Below are 23,809 nucleotides of genomic sequence, written 5' to 3' on the forward strand. Positions count from 1 at the left end.
TCAGGGCGAAGATAGTAACGATAGAAAAAAAAATCGGTCTAGTAGCGAATCAAAAGAGATAGATGTCGTCATTTTAAGTTTCCTCTTTCTGTAAAGTTAAACAGTGATTATTTAATAGTGTCTTATCCCCAAAGAAGAGATGTGTATTTTTTATCAAATATCCAGTTAAAGAGGAAGTCTTTCTCGGACCAATTACATCACATTTCCAAAAATTGATGGTATCTGGCTTACCGTTTATTGTCGTATTCTTAGGTAAATGGATTCCTAGCCCTTGGAAATCATACTGAAGACTATTTATCATTTCCTTATCATAAGGCAGACCACTCTCCTGCAAATACATTTCAAAAATAACGGGGGTAACTAAAAACAGGTGGTCTTCAACAATATGGAGCTTGGCAGTAGGCTTGTTAATTGCAAATTTGTTGGTCGCAATACCTGATTTGAGCCAATTTACAAAGTTATCTCCTGTAATTGAGTTCTCCTTATTCTGTGACTGTAGCTCTGATAGTGTTAATGTTTCGGGCGTTTCTACTGCACTTTGTGTTACGTTGAGCTTTTTAGTGGTAGGTTTATCCTGTACTTCTTGTTTGGATGGCATCGTTGCAATTTCCTGTCCCTTACCAATTGAAATATCAGCAAGGCTTGGCTCAGAGCTTTCCGTAGGTGCAAACATATCCAGCACAAAAGAGGTTAAATCATTTTCATCATTTATGATGATTTCTGAGAACGGTGCATTATCTGAGCTTGCCTCTACCTGAGATATTTCAACTTCCTTAGAGGTAATAATAGTCTCTGGTTGAACATTCTCTAATGTAACAAGTTTAGTGCTTTCATCAACTAATGGAGGATGATTTTCCATATTGCTATCTTCCATTATCTGCTCGACTATTTTAACTTTCCCGGAAAAATAATTTGGGCGATCATTAATATTCTCCCAAGCCACTTCAGGTTTAATTCTCAATAATGTAAAGACGTTTGCCGGTGTCCAACCTGAATCAGCTTGAATACGGCAACTCCAAATCGCCCCACCAGAAGGAGATTCTTCTACGATACCGAGAGATTGCATTTCATCAAATAACTTTGGATTATCCTTAGGCACGGAAATCCCCTGCCCTAGTAAGTAAGTTCGTATATTATCAGCGGCAGTTTTGCTAACAAGCCACAATCCTTCCTCGGTAAACCAACCGTCTGCAGGGCCTTTCGGAGTATTTAACTTGATTTTCTGTTCCAGTAAATAACGTAGTGCCAAGACAAGCTGCTTTGACAGAGAATTGACAGGACGTTGAACCAGTTTATTTACATCGCCACCGAGTGCGAGGGTAACACTATACTGATCAGCTTTTTGCACGATTTCAGATAAAAGCCCAGCTTTATCATTATGTCCGGACATTGCATACATCAGAGAAGAAATGACTTCTGGATACTGTGCCAGCCAATCAAATGCAGATTTGGGAATAATCTGATTTGCAAAGAAGCTGCCTATCACAGGATGAAGATGGTAGTCTCGACCTTTGATGTATTTGAATTTATACGGTTCAGGAGGTTCTCCATTCCAAGCAAACCAACGTGAGCCATCTTTGAGTGTGATTTCAATATCTACTACAACTTTGCCAATATCGTGAACTAATGCAAGATAAATTGCTGCGGCAGTCCAAGCGTCTCGCTGCTTTGACTGTTCTTCGGGAGCCACATTCGGTGGCAAAATATAACTCTGGCGAGCTTTAGCTGAAAAAGCAATAACTTCCAAACCGTGATCGAGCATTCCACCAATATGAGAATGATGATGTGATTCTGAAGCTGGCAATAGTTGAACCATTTCAGCGTAACGTTCTATTGGTTGCTGATAAAATGTCTCGAACATTTGACGGTTCATTGATACCTGTTGCCAAAGTAGTCCAAGATACTTTTGACGTAATTCCGTATTCAGTAATTGAGTAGCATTTTGGGGATATAGCCAACCATCGTCATCTTGCTCAATAGAGAAAACAGTGTCAGATTTGACCGCACTTTGAGATGTGTGTTTACCAAAAATTTTCTTGAAAATTGATTGCATTGAAAGAGACCGAAAAGTATCAATTTTGTGTTAAATGAAAGCCGTTTAGCCCTTTGCCCTTTTGGGCAAGACCTTTCCCCTTGGAAAGGTTACCTTTCACCCTTTAGGGGTTATCCTTTGCCCTTAAGGACTCCTTTATCCTTTTGCCATTTAGGGTGAGCTTGGAATATATTTTGTAGTGTATAAATATATTTCTGTTAAGTTATCTAAAAACTCTCAAATATTTTTAAATAGTTTTTGTATCAATTTACACTAATGCTAGGAGAATATAGACTTTAAATGCTATTGACACAATTCACAGAGTTAAATTAAGGTAGTAAATGCTGTCGGCAATATCGGTTGGTATCAATAGTCAAATATTTATTGAAAATTCAGTTGCTGATATAAAATAATTTAGCCACCTTATTTCTAAGGCGGCTATTATTTGTTAGTAAAATATTAGCTCATTATCATCAATTTCATCTAAAATTGAGATTTGAGATAAATCTTCCACTATCACTGATTTTTCTATATTGTTACCACAGCCTTTCTCAGTAGTGCTATTTACAAGTGGTGCAATTTGTTGCTCCAGTTTATGAGACCAATTTCCCATCAAATGAGCCAGCGTATACATTTGAATTTTTGTTTCATTCAATAGCGTATCACCAACTACAATACAAGCAGGAATATGTAATAACGATAGCTGGATATAACACATCATGGCAGCTGTAAAATCAACATCTTGACAATGAACCCAAAGTTGTTGTTGGGGATTGTATTTCGCATCAAACATCGCATTAACACAACCAATCACCATTACACCCGAACCACAAGTTGGTTCTGATAAAGTAACAAATCCCTGTTGTGAGATGATTCTATCACAGTCCTGTAGTGTAACTTTCGCCATTAGATCTGCGATGTGAGATGGTGTAAAGTATTGCCCTCTATAACCATCACCAAGATTGAGATTCATAAATACTGAGCCTAAGAAATCATAGCGTTTTTGTGTTAAAGCATTCACCGTAACAGCTAACAATTCTGCTAATTGAGTAAACTCAGAATCTGAATATCGTGCCTTAGCATGAGCAAAGCGTTCTCGCAAATTAGGTTCTGCTTGATCTCGATACGTTACTAGGTACATATCAAGTGCAGAGAGTGTAATAAAATCATAAAACACTTCTGAACGTCGATAATGTGGTGCGATACGTTGAAATAAGCTGATAAATTGCTTTTCAAAGTTTTCCATTAGACTACTCCTTAAAGTTTACGGAGTAATCCCCCTAGGGAATTACCCCTAGGGTGGAAAAATTAATTAAGGCTATTCAAGTTTCTCTTCGAACTCATCTTCAAATTCTTCATTAAAGACTTCCTCAGCAAAACTGCGAATACCCCTATCATCTATGTAAATATTGCAGTATGAGCCATCAAGATTTGCGATATATTTGCCCGCAAACCACATTCCCGGCTCAAAAAATGAAAGTATAAACTCAATGTCAGGAAAGGCAGTACAAAGTGCTTGGAACCAACCATCAGGTGGTCCCCATGGCGTATCAAATAGGCAATTAATAGATCCATTATCATTAAAGCTAACTTGACAGCTATCTGAACATACATTCCATTTACAGCCCCACTGTTCATTTGACCAGTCATACCAATCTTTGTAACCATGTTGAGCTAGGTTAGACAGATATTGCTGGCCTAATGCGAGGTTTAGCCATAATATACTTTGTTGTTCAGGACGTTTTATCAACCAGTTGATAAAATGACCTACATCCCAGCGATGATGCTTTGCCTTAGCATATATCCGATCAATTTCGGACCCATAGATATACTTTTTGAGTAGAGGGCGTGTTAAACGTCTATTTGGTGAAATTTTTAGAAATTCCATTGCTCTATCACCAAGACTACTTGATTCAATGCAGATTGATTCTGGCATTGGAACGAGTAATTCAAAGTCTAAACACCATTTATCACTTTCAGTTTTTCTGAAAAGCTTAGGAATAATTTGTTTAGCTTGGATACAATCGCAAAAAATTTGTAGTTTATTTTCACACCAGTTTGGCATAATGTACTCCTAAATAAAGTAGGGGTACACTTGCCTTGAGGCAATGTACCCCAAGGGTTAAAAGATAATCGATACATAATTCCTAAAGGATTATGTATTACTATGAAAGATTGTGTTGAAAGTACCTTTCAGCAAAGAGTTAAGCTGCTTCTTCAAAGACCTCGTTTTTATCAGCCAGCTGTGAGATATTTAATGCATCTAACATATATTGACAAGCTTCACGAGCTTTACCAGAAGCCCGGACAATAGCCCGTTTATCTTCTTTTATAACTCTTATCCAACTTTCAATATATGCCGCATTTTGAGGTACCGTATCAAATCCAAGGTAGGCACACAAAAATGCTCCCCCCATTTCGGCAACCAACTCCTCAAAAGCATAGACTTTGTTTCCAAATTTTGCTTTTCCGGAGGTAATACCCTCACGATCGAGCCTTTTAGCAGCACCAGTTGCATGAGTCATTTCGTGCAATAACACACTATGAAACGCTTGAGCATTTTCAAACTGTTTTATTTCCGGCATTACAACTAAATCTGCACTGGGTTGATAATATGCCCGATTACTCGGTTTCATTTCCACGTGTAAATCCATTCCTTTGATAATCTGCCGAATATCAGCAAAAATCTCGTATTGGTTTGGATCCGATGTAGGCTGTTTAGGTTCTGATATAGGATCGTACAGTTCCTCGGGTAAATTTTCACACTGGTCTAGATTGAACAGATTGTGCTTCTTAATGAAAAAGTGTTGTTCAATTTCTGGATTACCTTCCTCGTCATACACAATATTTCCCTCCTCATCAAGTTTTTCTCTCTTATCAGGACGGTAGTTCATTACAACAGTAGCTTTTTCACCTTTACGGATATATCCGCCGAGCTCGTTAGCTTTTTTTGCTGTAATCCACTTACTCTGTTTGTAACCGTATTCTGCGGTAGCAATCCAGAGTAATAGTGTGTTGATACCAGAATACAATCGGTTAGAGACCGCATTACGAGGTAATGCCATATTACATTCTGGATGACTCCACGGTTTTAACCATGGTGCAGTCCCCTGTTCCAGTGCTGCAACAATTCGGTCTGTGATATGTTGGTATAAATCAAATTTAGTTTGAGTGTTCATTAGTGTTTCTCCAAAGTTCAGGTAGAAAATGGGGAAACACTATTACCCTTATCGGGCACTAGTTTCCCCGATGGGTGGTTTAAAATCTCAACAGAGATAGTTTTTCTAGGTTCATCAAAACCAGTAGAACTGCCTATAATGCAGTAACTACAGATAATTTGTTAATCAGTATTGATTCAAGTTAAACATAATCCTCATATCGAAAATTACTTTGGTAATACAAAGTTACATTATTTCAGATCCATTAAAGTAAACGTTGAAAGCTATTAGCAGCAATAAAGTGATAACTTTTTTCCGCAGCTTCTGTTTCCGTAATCATTCCCTGCTCCAGCAAAACATGGGTGATTCCATTGAAAAACTGATGTAATAGAAATGAAATAAAACCTGTTGTTTCAACTTTTACTGGGCGACAATGAAACTGCATATCCTGCCAAAGTTTAATATCATCTTTTAACTGTTGAGAGCTCACAATTTCATATACAACAGCAGAAATATTAACTAAATTACCGTTGTTATTCAGCCAAATTGTATAACGATTCCAATCTCCTTTTCTCATTGGCTCTATACAAATGTGAAATAGGTATTGGTAGGCTTTATTATTTAAATTGCGGTTATCCCAGATGTATTTGAGTAAATCTAAATCGTGTTTCATAATGTTTCTCCAAAAGAAAAAAGTGGAGAAACATCTTACCTATAGGGAAAATATTTCCCCACAGGGTAAAAAACAATCTCGATAAGCGGTCAAATTGAAATAAAAAACCTACAAATCAGGCATGCAAGTAGGCAAAACGTGCGGCATTACTACGAGCAGAAGCTATAGCATTACTAATAAGCTCTTGTCGATAACCACTCAATGAATGGTCTGTCGGCGAATAGCTTACGCCTGTAATTTCATCGCTACCTAGTTGAATGCCACTTTCCTTATCAGTAACGGTTGCTACAAAATCAGCATAGCAAAGTTTCCCTTGTAGGATTTCCTCTATCATTGCCTCAAAATCGCAGACATCACCACATAGCCAATCAACAGACTCTGAATAAAATTCAGAGGATTTACGTTTAAGTTCTATCAGATAGTTTTCCGTGTTAAATTTGAAAATAGTTTCCGTCTGATACGGTGAGGCCTCAATAATCTGATAGCCATTCGATTCTAAGGCACAGGAAGTATCTTTAATATACTGACCTAAATCTTGAATAAATCCATCCCACAGGGCTTTGTATTTTTCCACTTTTGATGTAGGGAAATACCACTCTTTTCGGGCATCACGATCATAGAAAAATGCCAAATCATCTGCTGTTCTAACAGAAAGCTCCATCGTATTACAATGCGAATAGCGGTACCCAAAACTATTTCGTATGATTTCAAAATCCACGCCATAGTGAGGCTCCCAAGATTCAATGTGATTCAGCAGATTAGAAAACATTTTTTGTGTGCGTTTCTGAGGATTTAGCTTGTTGAAAAGATTAATTAACGTCTCCGTATTAAGCCTACCGTAGAATGCTACGCCATCGCCTTGACAATGAGAAAGTGAATACTCAATGTTTAAGCAATTAGGAAAACCAGCTTTAACAAGAGCGTGTTTAAAATAAGTGTTTAAGACTGAGCCAGACATTGCGCTTCTCCTAAAATTAGAGGGAAACACATTACCCTTTTCCGGAAATTGTGTTTCCCGAAAGGGTGAAAGATTGATTACCACTTATCGAAGTTAATCGCTCTGAATTTATAAACGGATATAGGTTGATCATAGAGTTCTGTTTCCGAAATCCAATTGTGTTCAACCAAGATTTCTCTGACAAGATACATAAATGTACTCATCAAATGACGACTATGACTAAACCCGTTTCCACCAACATAAGCAAACCCTCTCAGGGTTTTGCGAATTCCTGCTTTAACAACAAGGTAAGTAATATCAACCTCGCCATAAGACGGGCAGACATCAAAGCGAGAAAAAACAGAAAATGCTTTGCCAAACTTGGTCTCACGCTCTAATTTCACACTGAATAGATCATGTGCATGGCGTAAATTCCAAAGTACACTGTATAAGTGCAAATCTGTTTCGGTATATTGAATTTTTTTACGAGCCATAATGTTTCTCCTAAAAAATAAAAGGGAAACATTACTTCCCTCTGGGGATAATGCCTCCCCTTGTGAGGTATAAGAATAGGATGTGAATATGAAGTTGCCTATGCTCGACTAACAATTAGCTTGCCGTTCTGCTCGGACACACTCAGAAAGCGAAAATTAAGTCCTTGCCGAGACGGCATTTGTTGCATAAATCGCACGCTTTTGATGTCCTTATCTCGATTTTGCCACGCTTCTAAAGCTCTATGACTAATTTCTTGCTGTAAGGCTTGATGCTCTGATGTCCATTCATTAAGTTTAGTTGGTAAAACATCTCCAATACAGGAAAGTCTAATATGAACTAACATACATTTCTCCAGAATAAGGGGAAATGCATTCCCCTTAAGGGAAACAACATTTCCCCGATGGGTGAGTTAAATTAGATTAAAGAGAGCTGAGTACCAAAAACGGCAGCCATACCACATACAAAGGCAATAATGGCAGCCAACAAAGTCCAGAAAAACATCTTACGCTTAATGCGGGAAATTTCCTGTTCATATTCGGCTGCTTGTTCGTCTAAGCACATTTGCAGTTCTAAGGCTCGCATTTCATCTTCTTCAGCAATCCGTTGATTGATGCCTTTGGTGACTTCAACATACTTGCTTTTGGCTTTATGTTTCGCTGAAACAAAAATATTACCTAGCTTGTTGCCAAGTTTCCAAAAAAGAGAAGGTTTTACGGTTTTGGATGATTCAAACGGGATAACATCCCATCCTGCGGTTTGTTGACTCATAGCGAGTTCTCCTAAAAGTTAAGTGAATAAAATTCCTCAGGAGATCGCAATTCCAAGGGAATTGAAATATCCCTCGGAAGGTAGGTGTGTAGGTAGCATTCCTGCAAATTTGCAGAGTTCCCTTTCAGAATGCTGGGAGACATTTTGGGTAAATAACTCAACTACCTCTAAGGATAGCCGCCGCTTTTCAAGAGTTATGCGACTTTTAAGGGCTGTATCTACAGCGTCTTAATGCTTAATATCATACGAATTCCTCCAATAAAATCAACCGTTTTTTTGTTCAAAAAATATCTCTTTTTTGAAAAGAGTTTTTCCTATCCTCAACATAAAAATCTCGCTAATTTTCTGCTTATTTGTTCGGGAGGAGAGCGTGATGAAAGTAAGTAGATTTCTGGGATATTGCAGTATAGTAACAGGTGTGTTTTCGCCCCTTGCACAAGCACAACCCAATATCATCGTCTATACCACAAAGATGTACCCTATTCAAAATTCACAACTTGCTTCCCAGATTTATTATCTTGACCAAGTAGAGAATTTTGAAGAGTCAATCAGTCGAAACCTCAGTAAATCACCAGAGATTGCCGAACAAGAAATGCGTGCATTCTTTAATTCAGCAGATTGGAAAGCCCAAGAGCAACAATTAAAAGACGCTTATCAAGGCGTGATCAGTGGATGGCAAAATGGCATTAAGAAAGTACCTGCGGTGTTTTTTGATAATCCACAATCTTCTCCGAGTGTGATTTATGGTACGACTGACGTACAGAAAGCATTAGATGAATGGCATAAATGGGTTAAACAACAAGGTGAATCAAAATGAAAAAAACGTTTCTTACGATACTGATCTCTGCCAGTTTAGCTGTCCCAACAACCTTATATCCTCAACCAGCCAGAGCCTCATTGAATACCGCTTCCATTGCTGCATCAAGTGCCTCAACAAGCTGTTTGGAATATAAAGTTGTTGGAACCTGTTTTTGGTTATTTTGTACCTACTTTGGATGTAAGGTTCGCACATCAACCAAAATTAAGCATTATTTACCTGAAATGGTTGTTTCATCTTATAACCACGATGGGCAAACGCCATGGACAGAATTACAAGCTCTCAATCCTGGTGTAAAAGGTGGAGAATACCGTTCTCCACAACGCCAATACTCTCAACTCACTTTCAAAAATGCGGATGCGTTTGGACACCCACAAGGAGCTATCGGTCAATTATTAGGAAATACGGGGTACTATTGTAAAACTCAAACTACGCCATTTATGCCTTACTTTTTGAGTGGGCTGGATTTTTTTGCCTGGCGTGAAAATATGCCGGAAATGTTTTACCCGGAAGCTCTGACTCCGGGAATGCGGGAAGTTGGCCGTGTAGGCGATAGCTGGGGAAATATTTACCCACGTTCCGGTTGGGTAACCCAAGCACACGATTATAAAGCCTCTGCGACCATTGTGCAGAGAGTGGCAGACATTGTGAGCCGAACAGCTCAGCCACACATTTATTTCCCAGCAGCCAAAACAGGTGGTGCAGGAGAATGGCCTCCAGGACCGGTCGAAGAGGGACAAGCAAGAACACATAAATGGCAAATACTTTACCCTCAAATGTCAAATACCTGCTCTGTTTTTCCTAATGGAGGGCAAACAGATACCTATTCTTCTCAAATTTCAAATCAAGGTGATTATGCTTGGGCATTATGGCGACCTTATAGTTGTTGCAAACGCCGTGGGCAAACATTCCTTTACAGTATTGATTGGTCACACTAATAACATTGGGAGCAATAATGAAATCTCACTTTAACTTCAAAAAATCCCACTTACGGATCACGACAGCATTATTATCAAGTGTATCAGGACTATCTTATGCCGATTCGATTACGGATAAACTGGAATTTAGTAAGTCGGATTCGATTATTTCAGACCGTGTTTTTTACCAAATCGGCGGTGGAATGGGTTATATGGCTCCACCTAGTCGTGGTAATACCAAAGTTGTTGATTTAGGAATTGGTTGGAAAGCGAATTTAACCTGTGGTAATTTTGATATTAAAACGACCATTAAAAATGATTTAAACGGTCTCAAAGACGGCTTTAAAGATTTAATGGGGAATGTCATTGATTCAGCGAAAGGTGCGGTTGCAAGTATGCCTGCAATGGTATTGCAACGGGCCAACCCTCAACTCTACGATTTACTCACAAATGGTATGTACCAAGGTAAGCTGGATTTCAACCGTCTTAAAACCAGTTGTGAAGAAATGTCCAAAGTTTTAGCAGATCATACACTGGGAGGAAAATGGGGGCAAGCAGCTGATTTAGAAAGCTATAAGCAAATTACCTCCTCTCAACCTGATGCAAAACAAGCTCAAAAAGACCTGGAAGATAAAAAAGGGAAAGATGGGCGAGTTTGGATAGGAGGTCAGAAAAAAGGTGGGGAAAACCAAGAAGCTATCAATGTTGTTGGCGATGTTGTCAAAGCTGGGTTTAATTTACTGAACAAACGTAATGCCTTAGATACCAGTACAATTTCAGGTTCAAGCTGTGATGGGAATCTTTGCCAAACTTGGGATAATCCACAAACAGCAGCCGATTTTTTAACTAAGATTATTGGTGAACAATCTATTTCGACTTGTAAAGAGGATTGTGGCACTAAAACCAGCTCAAAAGCCGGTGTAGGCTTGAGTCCGGAAATTGAGGAAGAACATGTTCGTACTATTGTCAAATTAGAGAATGTACTGAATATGGATGTGCCTAAGGCTGAATTGTTAGCTGATTTGAGTTCAACTACTGTACCAGTAACAAGAGGGCTTATTGAGAGTCTTCGAGATGATCCTGATGTTGAGGTATTAAGCCAACGCTTATCTGCAGAAATTGCGACTAGTAAGATAATGGAAAAAATGCTCCTGGCTCGGCGAGCAGTCTTAGCTGGTATGCGTGAGCCAAATGTCGCTCAAAATGCGGATGCACAAGTAGAACTGGAAAGAGTACTCAATATTATTGACCGTGAAATTTCCCAAGTAAAACTAGAAATGGATATGCAAAAAATGATCACCGGCAATACGGCTTCGGTGATTTTGCAAAGCAAATCCGAACGAGAAGCTCTTGCTGGTGCTCATAGTTTATCTCAAGACAGTCTGGATAAACGTGTTCAAGGACTTGAAAACGGTAATGTTGCATTAACTGATTTAGAGGCAGGCTCTAATATTAACCTCTCTCGTAGAAATATTGCATTGAGTATCCCGAATATTCCGAATGTAGCTGCTCTCATACCTAATCTGCCAAATCGAGGTGGTTCAGGTGTAGGTGGAAATTTCCCATCACTCGCACAAATCAGCGGTTCAACGATGGATCAAGCAACAGGATTACTACGTAATTTTGAAGGCTTTATCTCTAAGGCTCAATGGGATGTAAATGCTCATCGAGTAGGATATGGTTCCGATACAATTACCCGAGCTGATGGTACGATCGTAAAAGTAACCAAAGATACGGTCATTACCAAAGAAGATGCAGAGCGTGATTTGGCCCGCCGAACAGCTATCTTCGCAAATAATGTGAGAAAAGAGCTTGGAGATTCAAATTGGAATGCGTTACCGCCGAACGCTCAAGCTGTTTTAGTGTCTTATGCATATAATTATGGTTCACTTGCTAAAACAAAAAGCGTACTTGATGCAGCCAGAAGATCAGCTCAAAGTGGTGATATGAATGCTTTAGCTACTGCAATCAGAAATCGCCAAGTTGATAATAATGGCATCAATGCACGTCGCCGGAATCAGGAAGCTGACTATATTCTTGGTAAAAATTAACCTCATAAGGAGTTACATTTATGCGTAAATTATTAGGTATTACTGTACTTACACTTTGTACAACTTCAGCATTTGCAACGGATAAAAATGTGGTATTTTCTTGTACCAGCACAGAAGGTAAACCTCTCACAGTTAAACGGGTAGGAAATGATTACGAGTATTCGTATGATAAAACTATCTTCAAAAACCCAATCAAAAAAGCGGTGACCAACGATGGCTCAATTATCGCTAGAGGATCAGGTTTTACCACGTATGCATTAGAACTGAAAAATGATGGTTTGAAGTATGTAGTTGGGTTTGTTCAACCAAATGGTAACTCAAAAGAGTTTATTGAGCCTGGAGCAACGATTAGCCGTGATAATGATCAACCAAGCATTGGCTCTGTAGATTGTGATCCTTACAAAAAAATCTATTATAAGTTTGATGTTCATTTAATGAATACCTTGTAATGCGATAATTCAATAATATGGGGGAATGGCTTGATTTTTCATCCCCCATACTCTATTATATAGATGTGGTGCTAGAGCCAGCCCACGTTAAAAAATACAAAGCTCGGTAGATGAACTATTGTGGTGCCAGAGCCGGCCCACGTTAAAAAATACAAAGCTCGGTAGATGAGGCCCCTTAAGTCGTAAGATTTAAGGGGTTTTGCTTAGGATATAAAATGGATATTACAACACAAAATATTGAACTTAGATACTTATCTGAGCAGTTTTACCTTGATGTCGCTCCACATCTGAAAGAAATTTTGCTTAAAGAGACTCGCCCATACTGTGTTCTATTAGTTAGAGTTAAAAATTTAGATTTTGCCCTACCATTGCGTTCTAATTTACCTGAAAGAGAAGGAGTTGGAATTAAAACGATACCTAATCCTCAGGAATACGGCAAATTTAAAGGAATTGATTTCTCAAAAGCCATTCTACTGACAGATAAAAGCTATTTAAAAACAGATACCGTTCAGCTCAAAAACAAATCAGAATTGTTGAATATCCAAGGTAATGAGCGTAGAATTGTTCGTGAATTTAAGAAATATGTGAGTGAATATATCACTGCACATAAAAACGGTTATAAATTAGATCATAAATTTGAATATACAACTTTAATTAATTATCATACTGAGCTGAAAATCAGCTAATTAGAATAATTGGAGGAGCTATGAAATTTATCGATTTCGGAAAGCAGCTCGCTAACCCAGTTAAATTTATCAAACAGAATACTGCATTTTTACCTAAGCCTATTCAACAAGTGGTCGTTTTTGCGGTAATTTTTGCAGGATTGCCTCTATTTATCTTGGGTTTCTTTATTCTCAGAATATGGGCTTATAAGCATATTTCTTTGTATAGTGAATATAAAGATATGGCTAATTCAGAAATATCGTCTAAAGATACAGATTTAAAATCACTTTTTTCTGATGATGAAGAACAAGAAGATGATGAATATCAATATGGGTATGATGGACCAGGTATATATCTAGGTAATTACCGTGTTGATGAGTAAAAGTAAATAGAGTGGTATATACCACTCTATTATTCAGTTGTTAGATTATTTCCCTATCTTGGAACCCGCTGTTTTAGAGTCTCTAGAACCAGTAGTTAAATGACTTGCAAACTCTCCCATTTTTACTCCTACCCAAGACATACTGCCTAGCCAAATCGCTGGTAAGACCAAGAACATAGAACCCATCACAAAATTCACAATAATATCGTCTTGTGTATTTTCAAGGAAATAAGGGTTTATTCTGCTATGTGTGCCTGAATCATAGAGGACCGACAGCAACCAAGAGTCAAGCCATCTAGCTAGTTCCCACCAAAATGTGAGTGTAACTAATGCGAAATTCACAAAAGTTAGCGTAACCAATGTTTTTAACGAATAACCACTCATAACCATAATTAAAGGCGTGAGAATAATCAATGCCATTAATGCAAATGAATGCACCATCGGTAATGCTTGCCGCATCGAATCAAAAGCAGGGAATGCTCCGATACTGCCTAATGACAGACCAAACATTGAAGCTGTTTTAGTCACTTCATTTGTAAATGATCTGTCTAAATTTCCCCCATACCCGGGATAAACTTTCCCTCTCGAAATATCCATATTCTCAGCTCGTAATACGGTACGAAGTATGGATTCATCGGAATTTTCTTTACTGCTGAAAAAATCAATCACTTTTGCAGAGAAGTTCTGTTTTACATCATCTAATAAACGATCTTTTAAACCATTATTCGCCGTATCCCACCACTCTGCACAATTTGGAAAACCACCCTCTCCATTATTCGGCAATCCATTATCCCGAGAAGCATTATAGGGAAATAGACTATGAGGTTGTTGGGCTCGATAACGGGGATAAAGCTCGCTATTTGCAATCAAAATACGGCCACCTAACCAGCTAGTCTCACGAACCTGTGCTGGGCTCAATGAAAGTTGGCTATTTTGAATTTTCTGACGTGCCGGTACATAGCATTGTTGTACAAATAAGCGAACCTCTGTCAATAATGCTGGATTATTGATTTTCTCGTGTTGAACTTCAAAACGAACTTGACGTAAATCCGGTTTGCAGGGAATTGAAGCTGTTAAGGCGTGTGTTACCCCTTTGTTGATTTGATGAAATAATCCCCACCAGATAGGGACTCTCGCTTGTTGATCACCCAATTCAGAGTTCATTTGGTTATAACCACTATCCTCTGGTGCAGTTGGAACACGATAACCACAGGCTTTAGAACGTTCTACATTCAACTCAATATTATTCAGGTTGATCGGTATCATTGGAGCTAAGACCAATACAACGACAAACATCGCCGGGTAAAATTTGAGGCTGAGCCAAGTAATAAGTAAATCCCCTTTATTACCTTCGTCCTCACCTTGTTTTTTGACTTCCATCCACGTACTGATTAAGACAAAAATGAGAGGCAGAACAAACAACCCTGTTTGAACCAATACAGCGAAAATATTGTTGTTGATGATCCAAGCCAGTAAGGTAAGAAAGTATTCTAAGTAACTATCTACGGTAAAGGTCATCTCATCCTCCTTAAAGTAGATACAGTAAATTAAGTCCCTCAATAATTGGGATGACAGATAAAATCATTAACCTGGCTTTTAATGGCATTTGCCCTTTTCGATTAAGTTGTACCATCAATAGCCAAATAGCTACATATAAAACAAATCGCCATCCCAACCAGGCATAGCGGGTTTCATAGAACCACGCTTGAAAATTTGTGGAAGGAAAATAGGTCATTGCCAACCAGCCAACAACGAGTAGTAATAAAATAATACCGATGATCATCAAGGTTATTTTTAATACAGTAATAACCCTTGTCATTTTAGGCTTTGTTGTATCAGACTTCATTATTATCTATTACCTCGTTATACACAGAGTTATCCGCAATTGATGTGGATAAGGGTAAAAGATTACTTTTCAAACCGAGATACTGAGTAAGGAATGCCGAAAACCAATAAGCATCCACATGATCAGCTATTTCAATAATTAAACGAGCTGACCATTCACTGTTATTGGAAGTTGGTAGCAAAGAACGCCCCGTCACATTAAGTAATAAGTGAACAGAACCCTGCTCACCAGAAAGTTCGATAGCCCAGTGATTTTGCACGACACGATGAGGGAATAAGGTAATCTGTTTCCCAACGCCGATGAGTTGGCGAATTTGTTCACAAAATCCAAGCAATTGAGTTTCTACCGCTGGAGATACAACTCCTAATGAGGATTTTTGTGGGCCTGCATTAAATAAACGGTAATGTTGTTTATTCATTAGTGTATTCCTCTTGCTTTATCAATCCGAGCTGCAACCTCTAAAGCTGCATCGAGTTCGGTATAGCCGTGCTGCATCATCAGTTGCTTACGTTCTGCTTTTTCATGTTTTTCAGTCATTCCTAAAGCTAAAAATAAGCTAGGCGGTACAACTCGGAATAGAGCTTCCATATTCGTTGCTAATACCACGCCCTCGGTATATTTACGATCTGATTTTTTGGCAGATAACAACATCGTTTTCTGGGCCTCTGACAGTTTCCGGAAACGATTGATTTCATCAATTTCACTGGCAGACACATTCAACAATTCCCACCATTCGACCATTGAGAGTAATTTCGCCGCTTCATTCGGGAAGTCATCCATATTTTGAGTAGCAAGCCATAGCCAAATCCCTAGTTTACGCCACATTTTTGAGCCTTTAACTAGGAATTTAGCTAATAATGGGTTGGCCGTGATAATGTGTGATTCATCTGTTACATTCAGAATCATCCGATCACTGTGTTGGTATTTTTCACCAAGACTGTTGATATGGTTAATGAGTGAAATATAGGAAATGGCCAACTCTGCTTCATAGCCTTCCCGGGCAAACATAGCTAAATCAACTAAGGTTAGATCAGCCTCCGGCCAAATTGCCCCCTCTCGATTAAAAAATTGCCCATTTACACCGGTACAAAACATTTCTAATGATTCTGCCATTTCTGCTAAACGGGTACGCCGTTCTTCACGAGTATGCTCATCATGACTTAATGCTTCCAAAGCATTTTTAATATCTTCAGTCAGCGTTTGTCTGCCTTCAGATTTGGTTTGGCGAGCTGCATTTAAAATGGCACGACGAATAGCAGCACGATCAGCACGGCTCATTTTTTCATCTTCTTTCTTTTCACCTCCGGTGATCATCAAACGTGCCGTCAGCTCCATTTCGGCCAATAAATCTCGTTGCATATCACCTTCATCATCAGTGTCATCGTTATCCTCAATGTCTTCCGGCACATCTTCCGGGTTTAATTCCATATCCAATAGACGATGTGCTTCTGAAAAGAGTGGTAAGACAATGCCGCTGTTTGGAGCTAACGTAATGCGATTTACAGTCAGTCCGAAACGTTCTGCATAGTCCGCTAATAAACCAAATGAATTTCCTGCCTCAACAACAAAAGTCCGTGGGCGATAAACGGCCATAGCCTGACATAATTGCCCACATAACGTAGCTGATTTTCCCGAACCGGTTGGACCTAATAATAGCTTGTGAGCATTTTTGGTTCTGTCTTTACGGTTAAATGGGTCGAAATTAAATGGTGCTCCTCCTCGATTAAAGTAAGTGATCCCCGGATTCCCAGTCCCGGTATCTCGGCCAAAGATAGGTAATAAGTTTGCCAAATGTTGTACAAAATAGTACTTCGTGTAGTAATGTGATTTGGCATCCATCTGCGGATTAAAATTCATTGGTAGCCAACGCAAATAGCTGTTAAGTGGGGCAATTTCTGCATTTTCCTTCACGGGTTCTAGGTTGTTACTGAGCAGAATCGTTCTCAACTGGCGAGAACGGGTACGTAGCTCCTTTTCATCCTTACCTCGAACGTAAAATGCAATAGCTGCTTGATAGAGTTTATGCCCCTCTTTAAGATAAGACTGTACAGTTTGACAGTCTTCTTTTAGGTATTTCGACTCAAAATTTTCACCTACCGCTCGACTACTAATTTTTTCTAAATGTGCCTCCAACTTATCCTGTGGATGGATGACGATGGTAATTGCCATAATGGTTGATTCCGGCAACAAGTCAAATAATGCATTGATATTACGCCCACGAGTAATCTCGCCAGTCATCAACCCCACTTCCGGTTGTTTCCTCAAATTATTGACTACAACAACTTCGTGCGGTTGGTCATCAAAATACCAATAGTTGCCTTCATTTTTCGGTTGAGAATAAAATAAATCTTCACTGAAATCGTTAAACGCTAATTCTGGAAGCCCGTCATTTGAGGTTTGTTTACCAAAAAGATGGTAGCAATCATTGTTGCTTAACCCCTCAAAATTAATAGAAGGATTGGGATTAAACCAACGTAACAGCCATTGACGAAATTGTTCGCCATCCAGTCGCTGCAATTGTAATCCAGCAGTTGTTAGAGCTCCATTTATGCGAGAACAAGCATTGTTCAGCTGCTCGACAATCAGATTTTCATTAGTGTCATTGGATTTATCAACATACCGATAGATCACCATTTTGGTACTACGTATACGACCAGACCAAGCTGTATTTGTCACTCGCTCATCAATAAAAAGCCCCTCTGGTTTACCGATATCCTTGAAATGCTTGGCTTGTACCCGTAACCATTCTTCGCTAAATGCACTATTTTTAGCGATAGGCGAGATATAATTTCGTAGCTGTTCAATATAAGGCTGTAAATCATCGCTGTCTTGGCAATAAAATTGAACAACGTACGGATTTACATCCAATTCATCAAAGCTGTCTTGCAAGGCATCTTTGACAAGATTACGTATCCGACTTAAAAATTCAATACTACGGCCAGCAGTACCAATCGGCTTAATATCAAATACTGCCCCAACACTACGGGCATCATCAAGGAGTATCACACCGTGCTCATTCAAATATTCTCCCCAAGGTAGATGATCGATAAAGGAGGGCTCTTGTGAGTATAACCGACGGTGATGCTGTGACTGGGTGAGTTTTCCACTGCGTTTTAATTGTTGAACCTCGTTATTTACCTCACTCATTTTATTTTGAATGATGTCAGACTCACCGGTATTTTCATTTGGTTCACTTGATATAACCCCTGCTTTAGTCGGTTTGAAAGAGGAAAATACCTCACTTAAAAAAGACATGATTAAAGCCCTCTTGTTCTATCACCCGGCTGAGCATATTGAACTCGTCCATAGAAAGGTAGTACTGTAGAATATCCTGGAATACTGAGAGGCTCTCCGGAACGAGTTTGATGTGGGTACACATACATAATCAGATCCGGATTAGGTAAACGAGGGAACAAGTTATTAATTTCATTTTCTGCCGTACGGGTATAGGCTCGTTGCTCACTATTAGGAATATAATCGACAGGGTCAAGTGTTCGCCCTTGTTGTGAACGGTATAAGTGTAGATCGTTATTACTCGCTCCTTTATCCCAAATATCCCGCATCGTACTGCCGTTAGTAGGTAATAATTCTTCTGTTGATGTTGTGCAACCTGTTATCAATAAGGCACTTATCATTATGCAAAATAAATGTTTCATCGTTTGTTCCTTCTAATCCAGTTGTGAATTCGTTAATTTTGAGCCATATTTCACTTTACGACCTTGGGCGTTGTAATCGATTTCAATCTCTTTCTCGATATGAATAGAGACACGATGACCCGGTGGCACATATACAGCATCAAAGTTTTCAGCAAAACGTTTTCTAAACCAGTCAGCAGATTCTTTTAAGCCGCCTCCGATAGCTTGTCCTAAGATGAACTTACCCTGATCGCCGGTAACAGCTCCAACAACACTACTTCCATCAACAACAGTGGTTGTTTGTGACTGTGAGAATCCTTGGGCAGCAGCACTTGCAGCAGCCAAAAAGAAATTCGTTCCCAAATATTCTGGGGCATTGGTTTTCCGCTCTCCTGGAACACAAGGGATACCCGAACTATCTGATAACCAGCCAATCTCTTCGCCATTCCCTTTATTAGAGGTACTCACAATACGTCCATCATTGAACACAAAAGTCATACTTTTTACACTGCCTCTAACACAGGATAGTGTCCAGTCGCCAGTAGCAGTACCTGATACAATTGCTCCGTCTACATCAGGTAATTCAATACCATTAGCAATGAGATTTTCTCGACCAATAAGTACTTTGAACGGATAAGCATCCGATACTCGATTATCAATCGGGATACGTCCGATGAGTCCCGTCATTGCAACTGAATCAAGGAATGTTGAATTACTTGGTATGGTATATACTGATGTCATCTGGTTTTTACCACGTGCGTTTCCAGCCGTTCCTTGTGAGCTTGTCACAGTATCTGTTTCCGGGAAAAACGGCAGACCTTTCTTTTCGTTATTTCCTGCAGATTGTCCTCCATTAAAATCTTTCGGAAAGCCAAATTTAGTTGCTACTGTATTGCCTGACACAGGTTTTCCACTTGCATCCAAACTAATCTGATCGCTTGGTTCTACCCAATACATTCCACTGGTATCCACGTTGGACATAGTTGCACCACCGATAGGTAATTTATCTCCTGCTGTTCCAAATCCTTTATTCGGTACCGTATTAGGCTGAGCCTCTACCTGAGGGGTAGACTCTTGTGTTGTTGGTTTGTTATTAACGAGAGTCGCCATATCAAATAATTGCATTTTCAAATCTGCAATCTGCTCTTGCAGTTTTCGGGTTTCATTATTTACCGCATCATTGATACGACCATTCACTAAATCTTCTTTCTGTTTGAGTTGGCGATTTTCATCAATTAACTCATCCATACGACGCTCATTGGATTTAACGGTTGTCACAAGGGTACGCAGCGTATCAATCGGCGTATCACCTTGAATACCCATTGTTCTGACTTGTTCAGGTGTTAAATCTTTAATGGAAATATCTAAAATTTCCTGTTGTGTCGGTTGTGGAACTGACTCACTACGTCCAAATAAGGCATAGACAATTCCACCGACTAAGATAAATACAATGCCCAGTATGACAAATAAGGCTTTATTCGCTTTCATTGCCTTTCCTCCTACTTCGCCGATTGAGCCGGTTTAGTTTCAACTTTTGTTGTTCTTTTCACTTTTTTACTGACTAGTTTGACTGGACGGGTTTCCGGAATTAATGCGTTATTAGCATAGCCTTCGGTCACTAAATACAGGGTTGTGGTATCTTCATTTTCTCCGTACCCCCCAAGCCAATTATGCTGGAAAGTCGCTGCATAAAATTGTCCTTGAAGCTCTCGAGGGTCAAGCGTAATTTGAGTGTTACCCTTATTTTGCAAACGAATAGCGGTAACTACATATTCGTCTAACTGCCAGCTAATTAAAGGTGTTGCTTCTATTGAATAAGCCGGTAGCAGCTTGGTAATTTTTTTAGGTAGACGATGTGCCACACGACGCACACCATCTAAAGGTTCAACTGTACGTAGTGGAGCATAAAGTGATTGTGCTGCATAACGGGTCAATGCGGCAGGTACTGGAAGCTGAGGACGGCTATTCGCAATAGGCAGATCAGAGCTTTCATCATCTCTATTGCTTGAAAAAGATTGTTTTTCTACCGTACCGTCAAAAACCACTCGAATTGCCTCTTCAGGATTAGCGACTTTCGAAGCTGCTGTTAAATCAAATAGAAAAATTTCACCGGTTGTAACATCACGGAATTCTATGCGAGTGGAGGGAAATGTTTCTAATGCTTTTAAATAGACGGCTCCACCGGTAGATTGAATTCGTAGCTTACCGTCCAGTTCTGCCGGATAACCAACCTTGACATTTTTATCGACAAAAATAATTCGTTCTTTTTCCACTTGTAACGCAACAGGAAGTGGTTTTCTTTCCCATTTCATCAATACATCAGCCAAGCTACTCCCAGAGAAGCCTATAAGCAAAGAGACGAGCAAAATTGGTAGACGTTTCATTATTTTTTCTCCTCTGTTTTTGGCTCAACACCTTCTAAGAGTTTTGGAATGGAGTGATAGCAATTAAACCCTAATCCCCAAGGGTTTTGAGCAGAATCGACATCCATTCTCACAATACTGATAGGAAAACGAATATAAACTCGTTTTACCGGCTGTCCTTGGAAATGTTCATCCACACTTAAATCAAGATTGACAGCCCAACTATCTTCACTGAATATGGTAACTTTATCTTCACTATATCCTCTACCGGTAATTTCATACACCATACGGGTTCGGCTGCGTAGTTCATTGTTACGCAGACGATCTTTATAATCTTGTCGTAAAAATGCTTCACAGTGTGGTGTTAAAAATGGTTTGAGGGTGGTGATATTTTTCTCATAATCCTCTTCGCCATTTGTCATCCACCGATTCATTTGCTGGAAAATTTGATAGGAGAATGCATAAATTGTTGGTTTAGGAATTTCCCACCAAGCTCGTTGGCTCCCAGCACGCAGATCTGGTGGGTTGTATATCGTAAGGCGACTTGGGAAAGTATAGATTACGCCTGCCAGTACCAAAATAATAATGAAAAACAGGAAGGCAAAAATTCGAGTCGTTTTGATATGTTTATCTTTTTCGTGTAATTGGCTTTTTAACTGGCTCATTTGTTATTTCCTTCTATATCGGCGAATAGACCAAAACCCTTCTCGTTTTATAAACTTATGACCGTTAAAGAGGTCATCCATTTTCTTTTCAACTAATCTATTTAAATAAGCCTCTGGTTTTCCTCGTTTAACCGCAGCGACAATACCTTTTCCGATTAAGACAGTTGCGATGCAGAGCAACATTGCCATTGCCGGAATAAGAAGCCAAAAATCAGTTAATATCCACAAGAAGAGACCAACAATCAGACCTAACATAAATCCTAATCCGGCAGATATGCCGAACTCACTAACTGTCATCCCACCGTAAACGGTAGCTTCACGATTAAGGCGGGTGGGAAGAAAAGGAATGGTTGTATCTTGTTCTGACATATTGGTCTCCTAGACATTTTAATTAGAAGAGTCCGACTGCAAGTTTGACTAACCACAAGCAGAAGAAAATCACAATAAAGCCGATAATTAAGGCGAGAATAAAGTGTCCCCAACCTTTTTTACCATTTTCAGATGTAGCTTCGTTATAGATGCCAATCAATGCTTTAACAACTGTCAAAATGGCTACGGCTGCTAAAATAACAGCTCCGAGAGTGACAAGACCTTTCAGAACAATCCAAATAATTTCCATTGGATCTTTGGTATTACTATCCACGCCTGGAATTTGGAAGTCTGGGATTTTGGAAGCATCAGGACCGGCTGCAAATGCATTTTGGAGGGAACCCCAGAAGAAGAGCATTACAGCCAAATAACGACTATGCAGATGTTTCGTAAGAGATTTAATGCGGTTCATAATAGACCTCGAATCTAATAGATAAAGAAATAAGTAACACAAGCTAACAGTGCCACTCCTTTGAGAAATAAAACTAAAAGTGAAAAAGGACTTTTATCTCTAAATGAAAATCCCTTATAACCACTATTCAATGCCCAAGCGACGGCTAAGAGCAGTAATGAAAGAAAAATAATGGCGATCATGATTTTCAATCTAAAAGGGTCGATACCGCTGGCAACAGAAAACGCATTCGCAGGGGAGTAAGACATCACTGCCCCCGTAATTTGCTATAATCATCACTTAATGTACGTAGTACATTCGGATCACGAGGTAATGCTCGGCTTGGATTGATATATTGTTGAATTCCTTTTTTGACGGTTTCAATATCACTGTGAATAGCAGAATAGTTAAAGTATTCTCGTGTTTTAGGCGAGGCTTTAGCTACTTTTTCTGCTCGTTGAAGTGATAATTTTGCCGCTTCCAGTTGCTTAATTGCCTGGGCTAATTGCTCTTGTTCTGTTGAAGCAAGTGCTGGCAAGCAAGATAAGGTAACAAGGACAACAATACCTTTCCTTAAAGATGTTGAAATAGACATAGTGCACCTCTATTTTTAGTTTTACTTCAGGTTAAGAGTGCCAAAAGCGATCCTAAAATTTAATGGAAAACTCTGTTACCGTTCAGAAGAGAAATTGCACAAAATAGTAAATGGTGAGAAAGATATTATTCTATGTTTAAGCTAGTCAATTAAGTAGTATCAACACCGAAATCTTCACGCTTTACGATGAGATACCAGATGAGATATCTAGCACTGTTCCTTGTAGTTTTCCCATATGTTGCCCATTCTCTTCCTTCAGCACAGAAAGTGGGGAATATTTGCCATGCAGAAAATGCTCAATATAATTACGGAGGTCTTTGGGAATTAAGTTTAAGAGGAAAGTTAATCTGTAATTATTGGCAATTTCTAGGCGATGATGAGCGAAAAAAGATAGAGTTACAATTGGATGAGTACGGGGAATTTCCTATTTGGAATACCTCTGAACAAATTTCTGAACAAATCATTGAAGATGATGAATATCCACAATATTGGGAAGTCGAAGACTGGGAGGATTCTGATTGGGATACTGAGTCAGAAAATGAAGATACAGAGGCAACAACAGAAGAATAAGCCCCCGCATATTGCTAAGGGCTTATGAAA

28 protein-coding genes are annotated in these 23,809 nt (G+C 39.2%); 7 read left to right on the plus strand and 21 right to left on the minus strand.

Annotation, left to right across the window (positions count from 1 at the left end; all coding sequences use genetic code 11):
* Positions 1–73: 73 nt before the first annotated feature.
* The 9 genes from mobH to EL242_RS07685 all read right to left on the minus strand — a co-directional run bounded on the left by mobH (position 74) and on the right by EL242_RS07685 (position 8,063).
* The gene (gene mobH, locus EL242_RS07645; RefSeq protein ID WP_025235805.1) at positions 74–2,053 is read right to left on the minus strand and encodes a MobH family relaxase; all 1,980 of its coding nucleotides are present in this window, start codon (positions 2,051–2,053) and stop codon (positions 74–76) included.
* A gap of 427 nt (positions 2,054–2,480) precedes the next feature.
* Positions 2,481–3,278, minus strand: a complete 798-nt coding sequence (locus tag EL242_RS07650; protein ID WP_012340805.1) for an N-6 DNA methylase — start codon at positions 3,276–3,278, stop codon at positions 2,481–2,483.
* Positions 3,279–3,350: 72 nt separating this feature from the next.
* Positions 3,351–4,097 carry a hypothetical protein gene (locus tag EL242_RS07655; protein ID WP_012340806.1) on the minus strand — a complete coding sequence of 249 codons (747 nt, stop codon included), beginning with the start codon at positions 4,095–4,097 and terminating at the stop codon, positions 3,351–3,353.
* A gap of 139 nt (positions 4,098–4,236) precedes the next feature.
* Positions 4,237–5,211 carry an ArdC family protein gene (locus tag EL242_RS07660; RefSeq protein WP_012340807.1) on the minus strand — a complete coding sequence of 325 codons (975 nt, stop codon included), beginning with the start codon at positions 5,209–5,211 and terminating at the stop codon, positions 4,237–4,239.
* Positions 5,212–5,455: 244 nt separating this feature from the next.
* Entirely contained in the window at positions 5,456–5,863 is a 408-nt protein-coding gene (locus EL242_RS07665) for a hypothetical protein (protein ID WP_012340808.1), read from the minus strand.
* A gap of 115 nt (positions 5,864–5,978) precedes the next feature.
* On the minus strand, positions 5,979–6,821 hold the full coding sequence (locus tag EL242_RS07670) for a hypothetical protein (RefSeq protein WP_012340809.1): 843 nt from the start codon (positions 6,819–6,821) through the stop codon (positions 5,979–5,981).
* 77 nt (positions 6,822–6,898) lie between these two features.
* On the minus strand, positions 6,899–7,294 hold the full coding sequence (locus EL242_RS07675; protein WP_012340810.1) for a hypothetical protein: 396 nt from the start codon (positions 7,292–7,294) through the stop codon (positions 6,899–6,901).
* 98 nt (positions 7,295–7,392) lie between these two features.
* Positions 7,393–7,638: a hypothetical protein gene (locus EL242_RS07680; RefSeq protein WP_012340811.1), complete on the minus strand. Its 246-nt coding sequence runs from the start codon at positions 7,636–7,638 to the stop codon at positions 7,393–7,395.
* Positions 7,639–7,709: 71 nt separating this feature from the next.
* Positions 7,710–8,063, minus strand: a complete 354-nt coding sequence (locus EL242_RS07685; RefSeq protein WP_012340812.1) for a hypothetical protein — start codon at positions 8,061–8,063, stop codon at positions 7,710–7,712.
* Positions 8,064–8,436: 373 nt separating this feature from the next.
* Here EL242_RS07685 and EL242_RS07690 point away from each other — a divergent pair, with 373 nt between their 5' ends.
* The 6 genes from EL242_RS07690 (at position 8,437) to EL242_RS07715 (ending at position 13,345) form a co-directional block, all read left to right on the plus strand.
* Positions 8,437–8,880: a TIGR03757 family integrating conjugative element protein gene (locus EL242_RS07690; RefSeq protein ID WP_012340813.1), complete on the plus strand. Its 444-nt coding sequence runs from the start codon at positions 8,437–8,439 to the stop codon at positions 8,878–8,880.
* A complete protein-coding gene (locus EL242_RS07695) occupies positions 8,877–9,818 on the plus strand; it encodes a TIGR03756 family integrating conjugative element protein (RefSeq protein ID WP_012340815.1) in 942 nt (313 codons plus the stop codon). The genes EL242_RS07690 and EL242_RS07695 overlap by 4 nt, the downstream gene beginning before the upstream one ends.
* Before the next feature lie 17 nt (positions 9,819–9,835).
* Positions 9,836–11,848 carry an integrating conjugative element protein gene (locus EL242_RS07700; protein WP_012340816.1) on the plus strand — a complete coding sequence of 671 codons (2,013 nt, stop codon included), beginning with the start codon at positions 9,836–9,838 and terminating at the stop codon, positions 11,846–11,848.
* 20 nt (positions 11,849–11,868) lie between these two features.
* Positions 11,869–12,297, plus strand: a complete 429-nt coding sequence (locus tag EL242_RS07705; protein WP_012340817.1) for a hypothetical protein — start codon at positions 11,869–11,871, stop codon at positions 12,295–12,297.
* 215 nt (positions 12,298–12,512) lie between these two features.
* Positions 12,513–12,983, plus strand: coding sequence for a type III toxin-antitoxin system TenpIN family toxin (gene tenpIN / locus EL242_RS07710; RefSeq protein ID WP_012340818.1), 471 nt, complete (start codon positions 12,513–12,515; stop codon positions 12,981–12,983).
* 20 nt (positions 12,984–13,003) lie between these two features.
* Positions 13,004–13,345 carry a hypothetical protein gene (locus EL242_RS07715; RefSeq protein WP_012340819.1) on the plus strand — a complete coding sequence of 114 codons (342 nt, stop codon included), beginning with the start codon at positions 13,004–13,006 and terminating at the stop codon, positions 13,343–13,345.
* A gap of 45 nt (positions 13,346–13,390) precedes the next feature.
* Here the strand turns inward: EL242_RS07715 and EL242_RS07720 are convergent, their stop codons facing one another.
* From EL242_RS07720 to EL242_RS07775, 12 genes are read right to left on the minus strand one after another with little or no spacing between them, the layout of a single operon-like run.
* Entirely contained in the window at positions 13,391–14,863 is a 1,473-nt protein-coding gene (locus tag EL242_RS07720; protein WP_012340820.1) for a conjugal transfer protein TraG N-terminal domain-containing protein, read from the minus strand.
* A 10-nt stretch (positions 14,864–14,873) separates the two neighbouring features.
* Positions 14,874–15,191, minus strand: a complete 318-nt coding sequence (locus EL242_RS07725) for a hypothetical protein (protein ID WP_012340821.1) — start codon at positions 15,189–15,191, stop codon at positions 14,874–14,876.
* A complete protein-coding gene (locus tag EL242_RS07730) occupies positions 15,181–15,609 on the minus strand; it encodes a hypothetical protein (RefSeq protein WP_012340822.1) in 429 nt (142 codons plus the stop codon). The genes EL242_RS07725 and EL242_RS07730 overlap by 11 nt, the downstream gene beginning before the upstream one ends.
* Positions 15,609–18,446: a conjugative transfer ATPase gene (locus EL242_RS07735; RefSeq protein ID WP_012340823.1), complete on the minus strand. Its 2,838-nt coding sequence runs from the start codon at positions 18,444–18,446 to the stop codon at positions 15,609–15,611. The genes EL242_RS07730 and EL242_RS07735 overlap by 1 nt, the downstream gene beginning before the upstream one ends.
* A gap of 2 nt (positions 18,447–18,448) precedes the next feature.
* Positions 18,449–18,847: a TIGR03751 family conjugal transfer lipoprotein gene (locus EL242_RS07740; RefSeq protein WP_012340824.1), complete on the minus strand. Its 399-nt coding sequence runs from the start codon at positions 18,845–18,847 to the stop codon at positions 18,449–18,451.
* A gap of 12 nt (positions 18,848–18,859) precedes the next feature.
* Positions 18,860–20,314, minus strand: a complete 1,455-nt coding sequence (locus EL242_RS07745) for a TIGR03752 family integrating conjugative element protein (protein ID WP_126302160.1) — start codon at positions 20,312–20,314, stop codon at positions 18,860–18,862.
* A gap of 11 nt (positions 20,315–20,325) precedes the next feature.
* The gene (locus EL242_RS07750; RefSeq protein WP_012340827.1) at positions 20,326–21,210 is read right to left on the minus strand and encodes a TIGR03749 family integrating conjugative element protein; all 885 of its coding nucleotides are present in this window, start codon (positions 21,208–21,210) and stop codon (positions 20,326–20,328) included.
* A complete protein-coding gene (locus EL242_RS07755) occupies positions 21,210–21,854 on the minus strand; it encodes a PFL_4703 family integrating conjugative element protein (RefSeq protein ID WP_012340828.1) in 645 nt (214 codons plus the stop codon). The genes EL242_RS07750 and EL242_RS07755 overlap by 1 nt, the downstream gene beginning before the upstream one ends.
* Before the next feature lie 3 nt (positions 21,855–21,857).
* Positions 21,858–22,223: a TIGR03750 family conjugal transfer protein gene (locus EL242_RS07760; RefSeq protein WP_012340829.1), complete on the minus strand. Its 366-nt coding sequence runs from the start codon at positions 22,221–22,223 to the stop codon at positions 21,858–21,860.
* Positions 22,224–22,245: 22 nt separating this feature from the next.
* Positions 22,246–22,635: a DUF2976 domain-containing protein gene (locus EL242_RS07765; protein ID WP_006248894.1), complete on the minus strand. Its 390-nt coding sequence runs from the start codon at positions 22,633–22,635 to the stop codon at positions 22,246–22,248.
* 14 nt (positions 22,636–22,649) lie between these two features.
* Positions 22,650–22,883 (minus strand): DUF3262 family protein, encoded by a 234-nt coding sequence (locus tag EL242_RS07770; protein ID WP_014325829.1) that lies wholly within the window; start codon positions 22,881–22,883, stop codon positions 22,650–22,652.
* Complete coding sequence (locus EL242_RS07775) at positions 22,883–23,209, minus strand: RAQPRD family integrative conjugative element protein (RefSeq protein WP_006248892.1); 327 nt, start codon at positions 23,207–23,209, stop codon at positions 22,883–22,885. Before EL242_RS07775 ends, EL242_RS07770 begins: the two co-directional genes overlap by 1 nt.
* Positions 23,210–23,407: 198 nt before the next feature.
* Here EL242_RS07775 and EL242_RS07780 point away from each other — a divergent pair, with 198 nt between their 5' ends.
* Positions 23,408–23,779, plus strand: coding sequence for a hypothetical protein (locus tag EL242_RS07780; protein WP_021265447.1), 372 nt, complete (start codon positions 23,408–23,410; stop codon positions 23,777–23,779).
* Positions 23,780–23,809: the final 30 nt, after the last annotated feature.

Origin of the sequence: Mannheimia haemolytica, assembly GCA_900638155.1 — a bacterium.
Lineage (GTDB): Bacteria > Pseudomonadota > Gammaproteobacteria > Enterobacterales > Pasteurellaceae > Mannheimia > Mannheimia glucosida.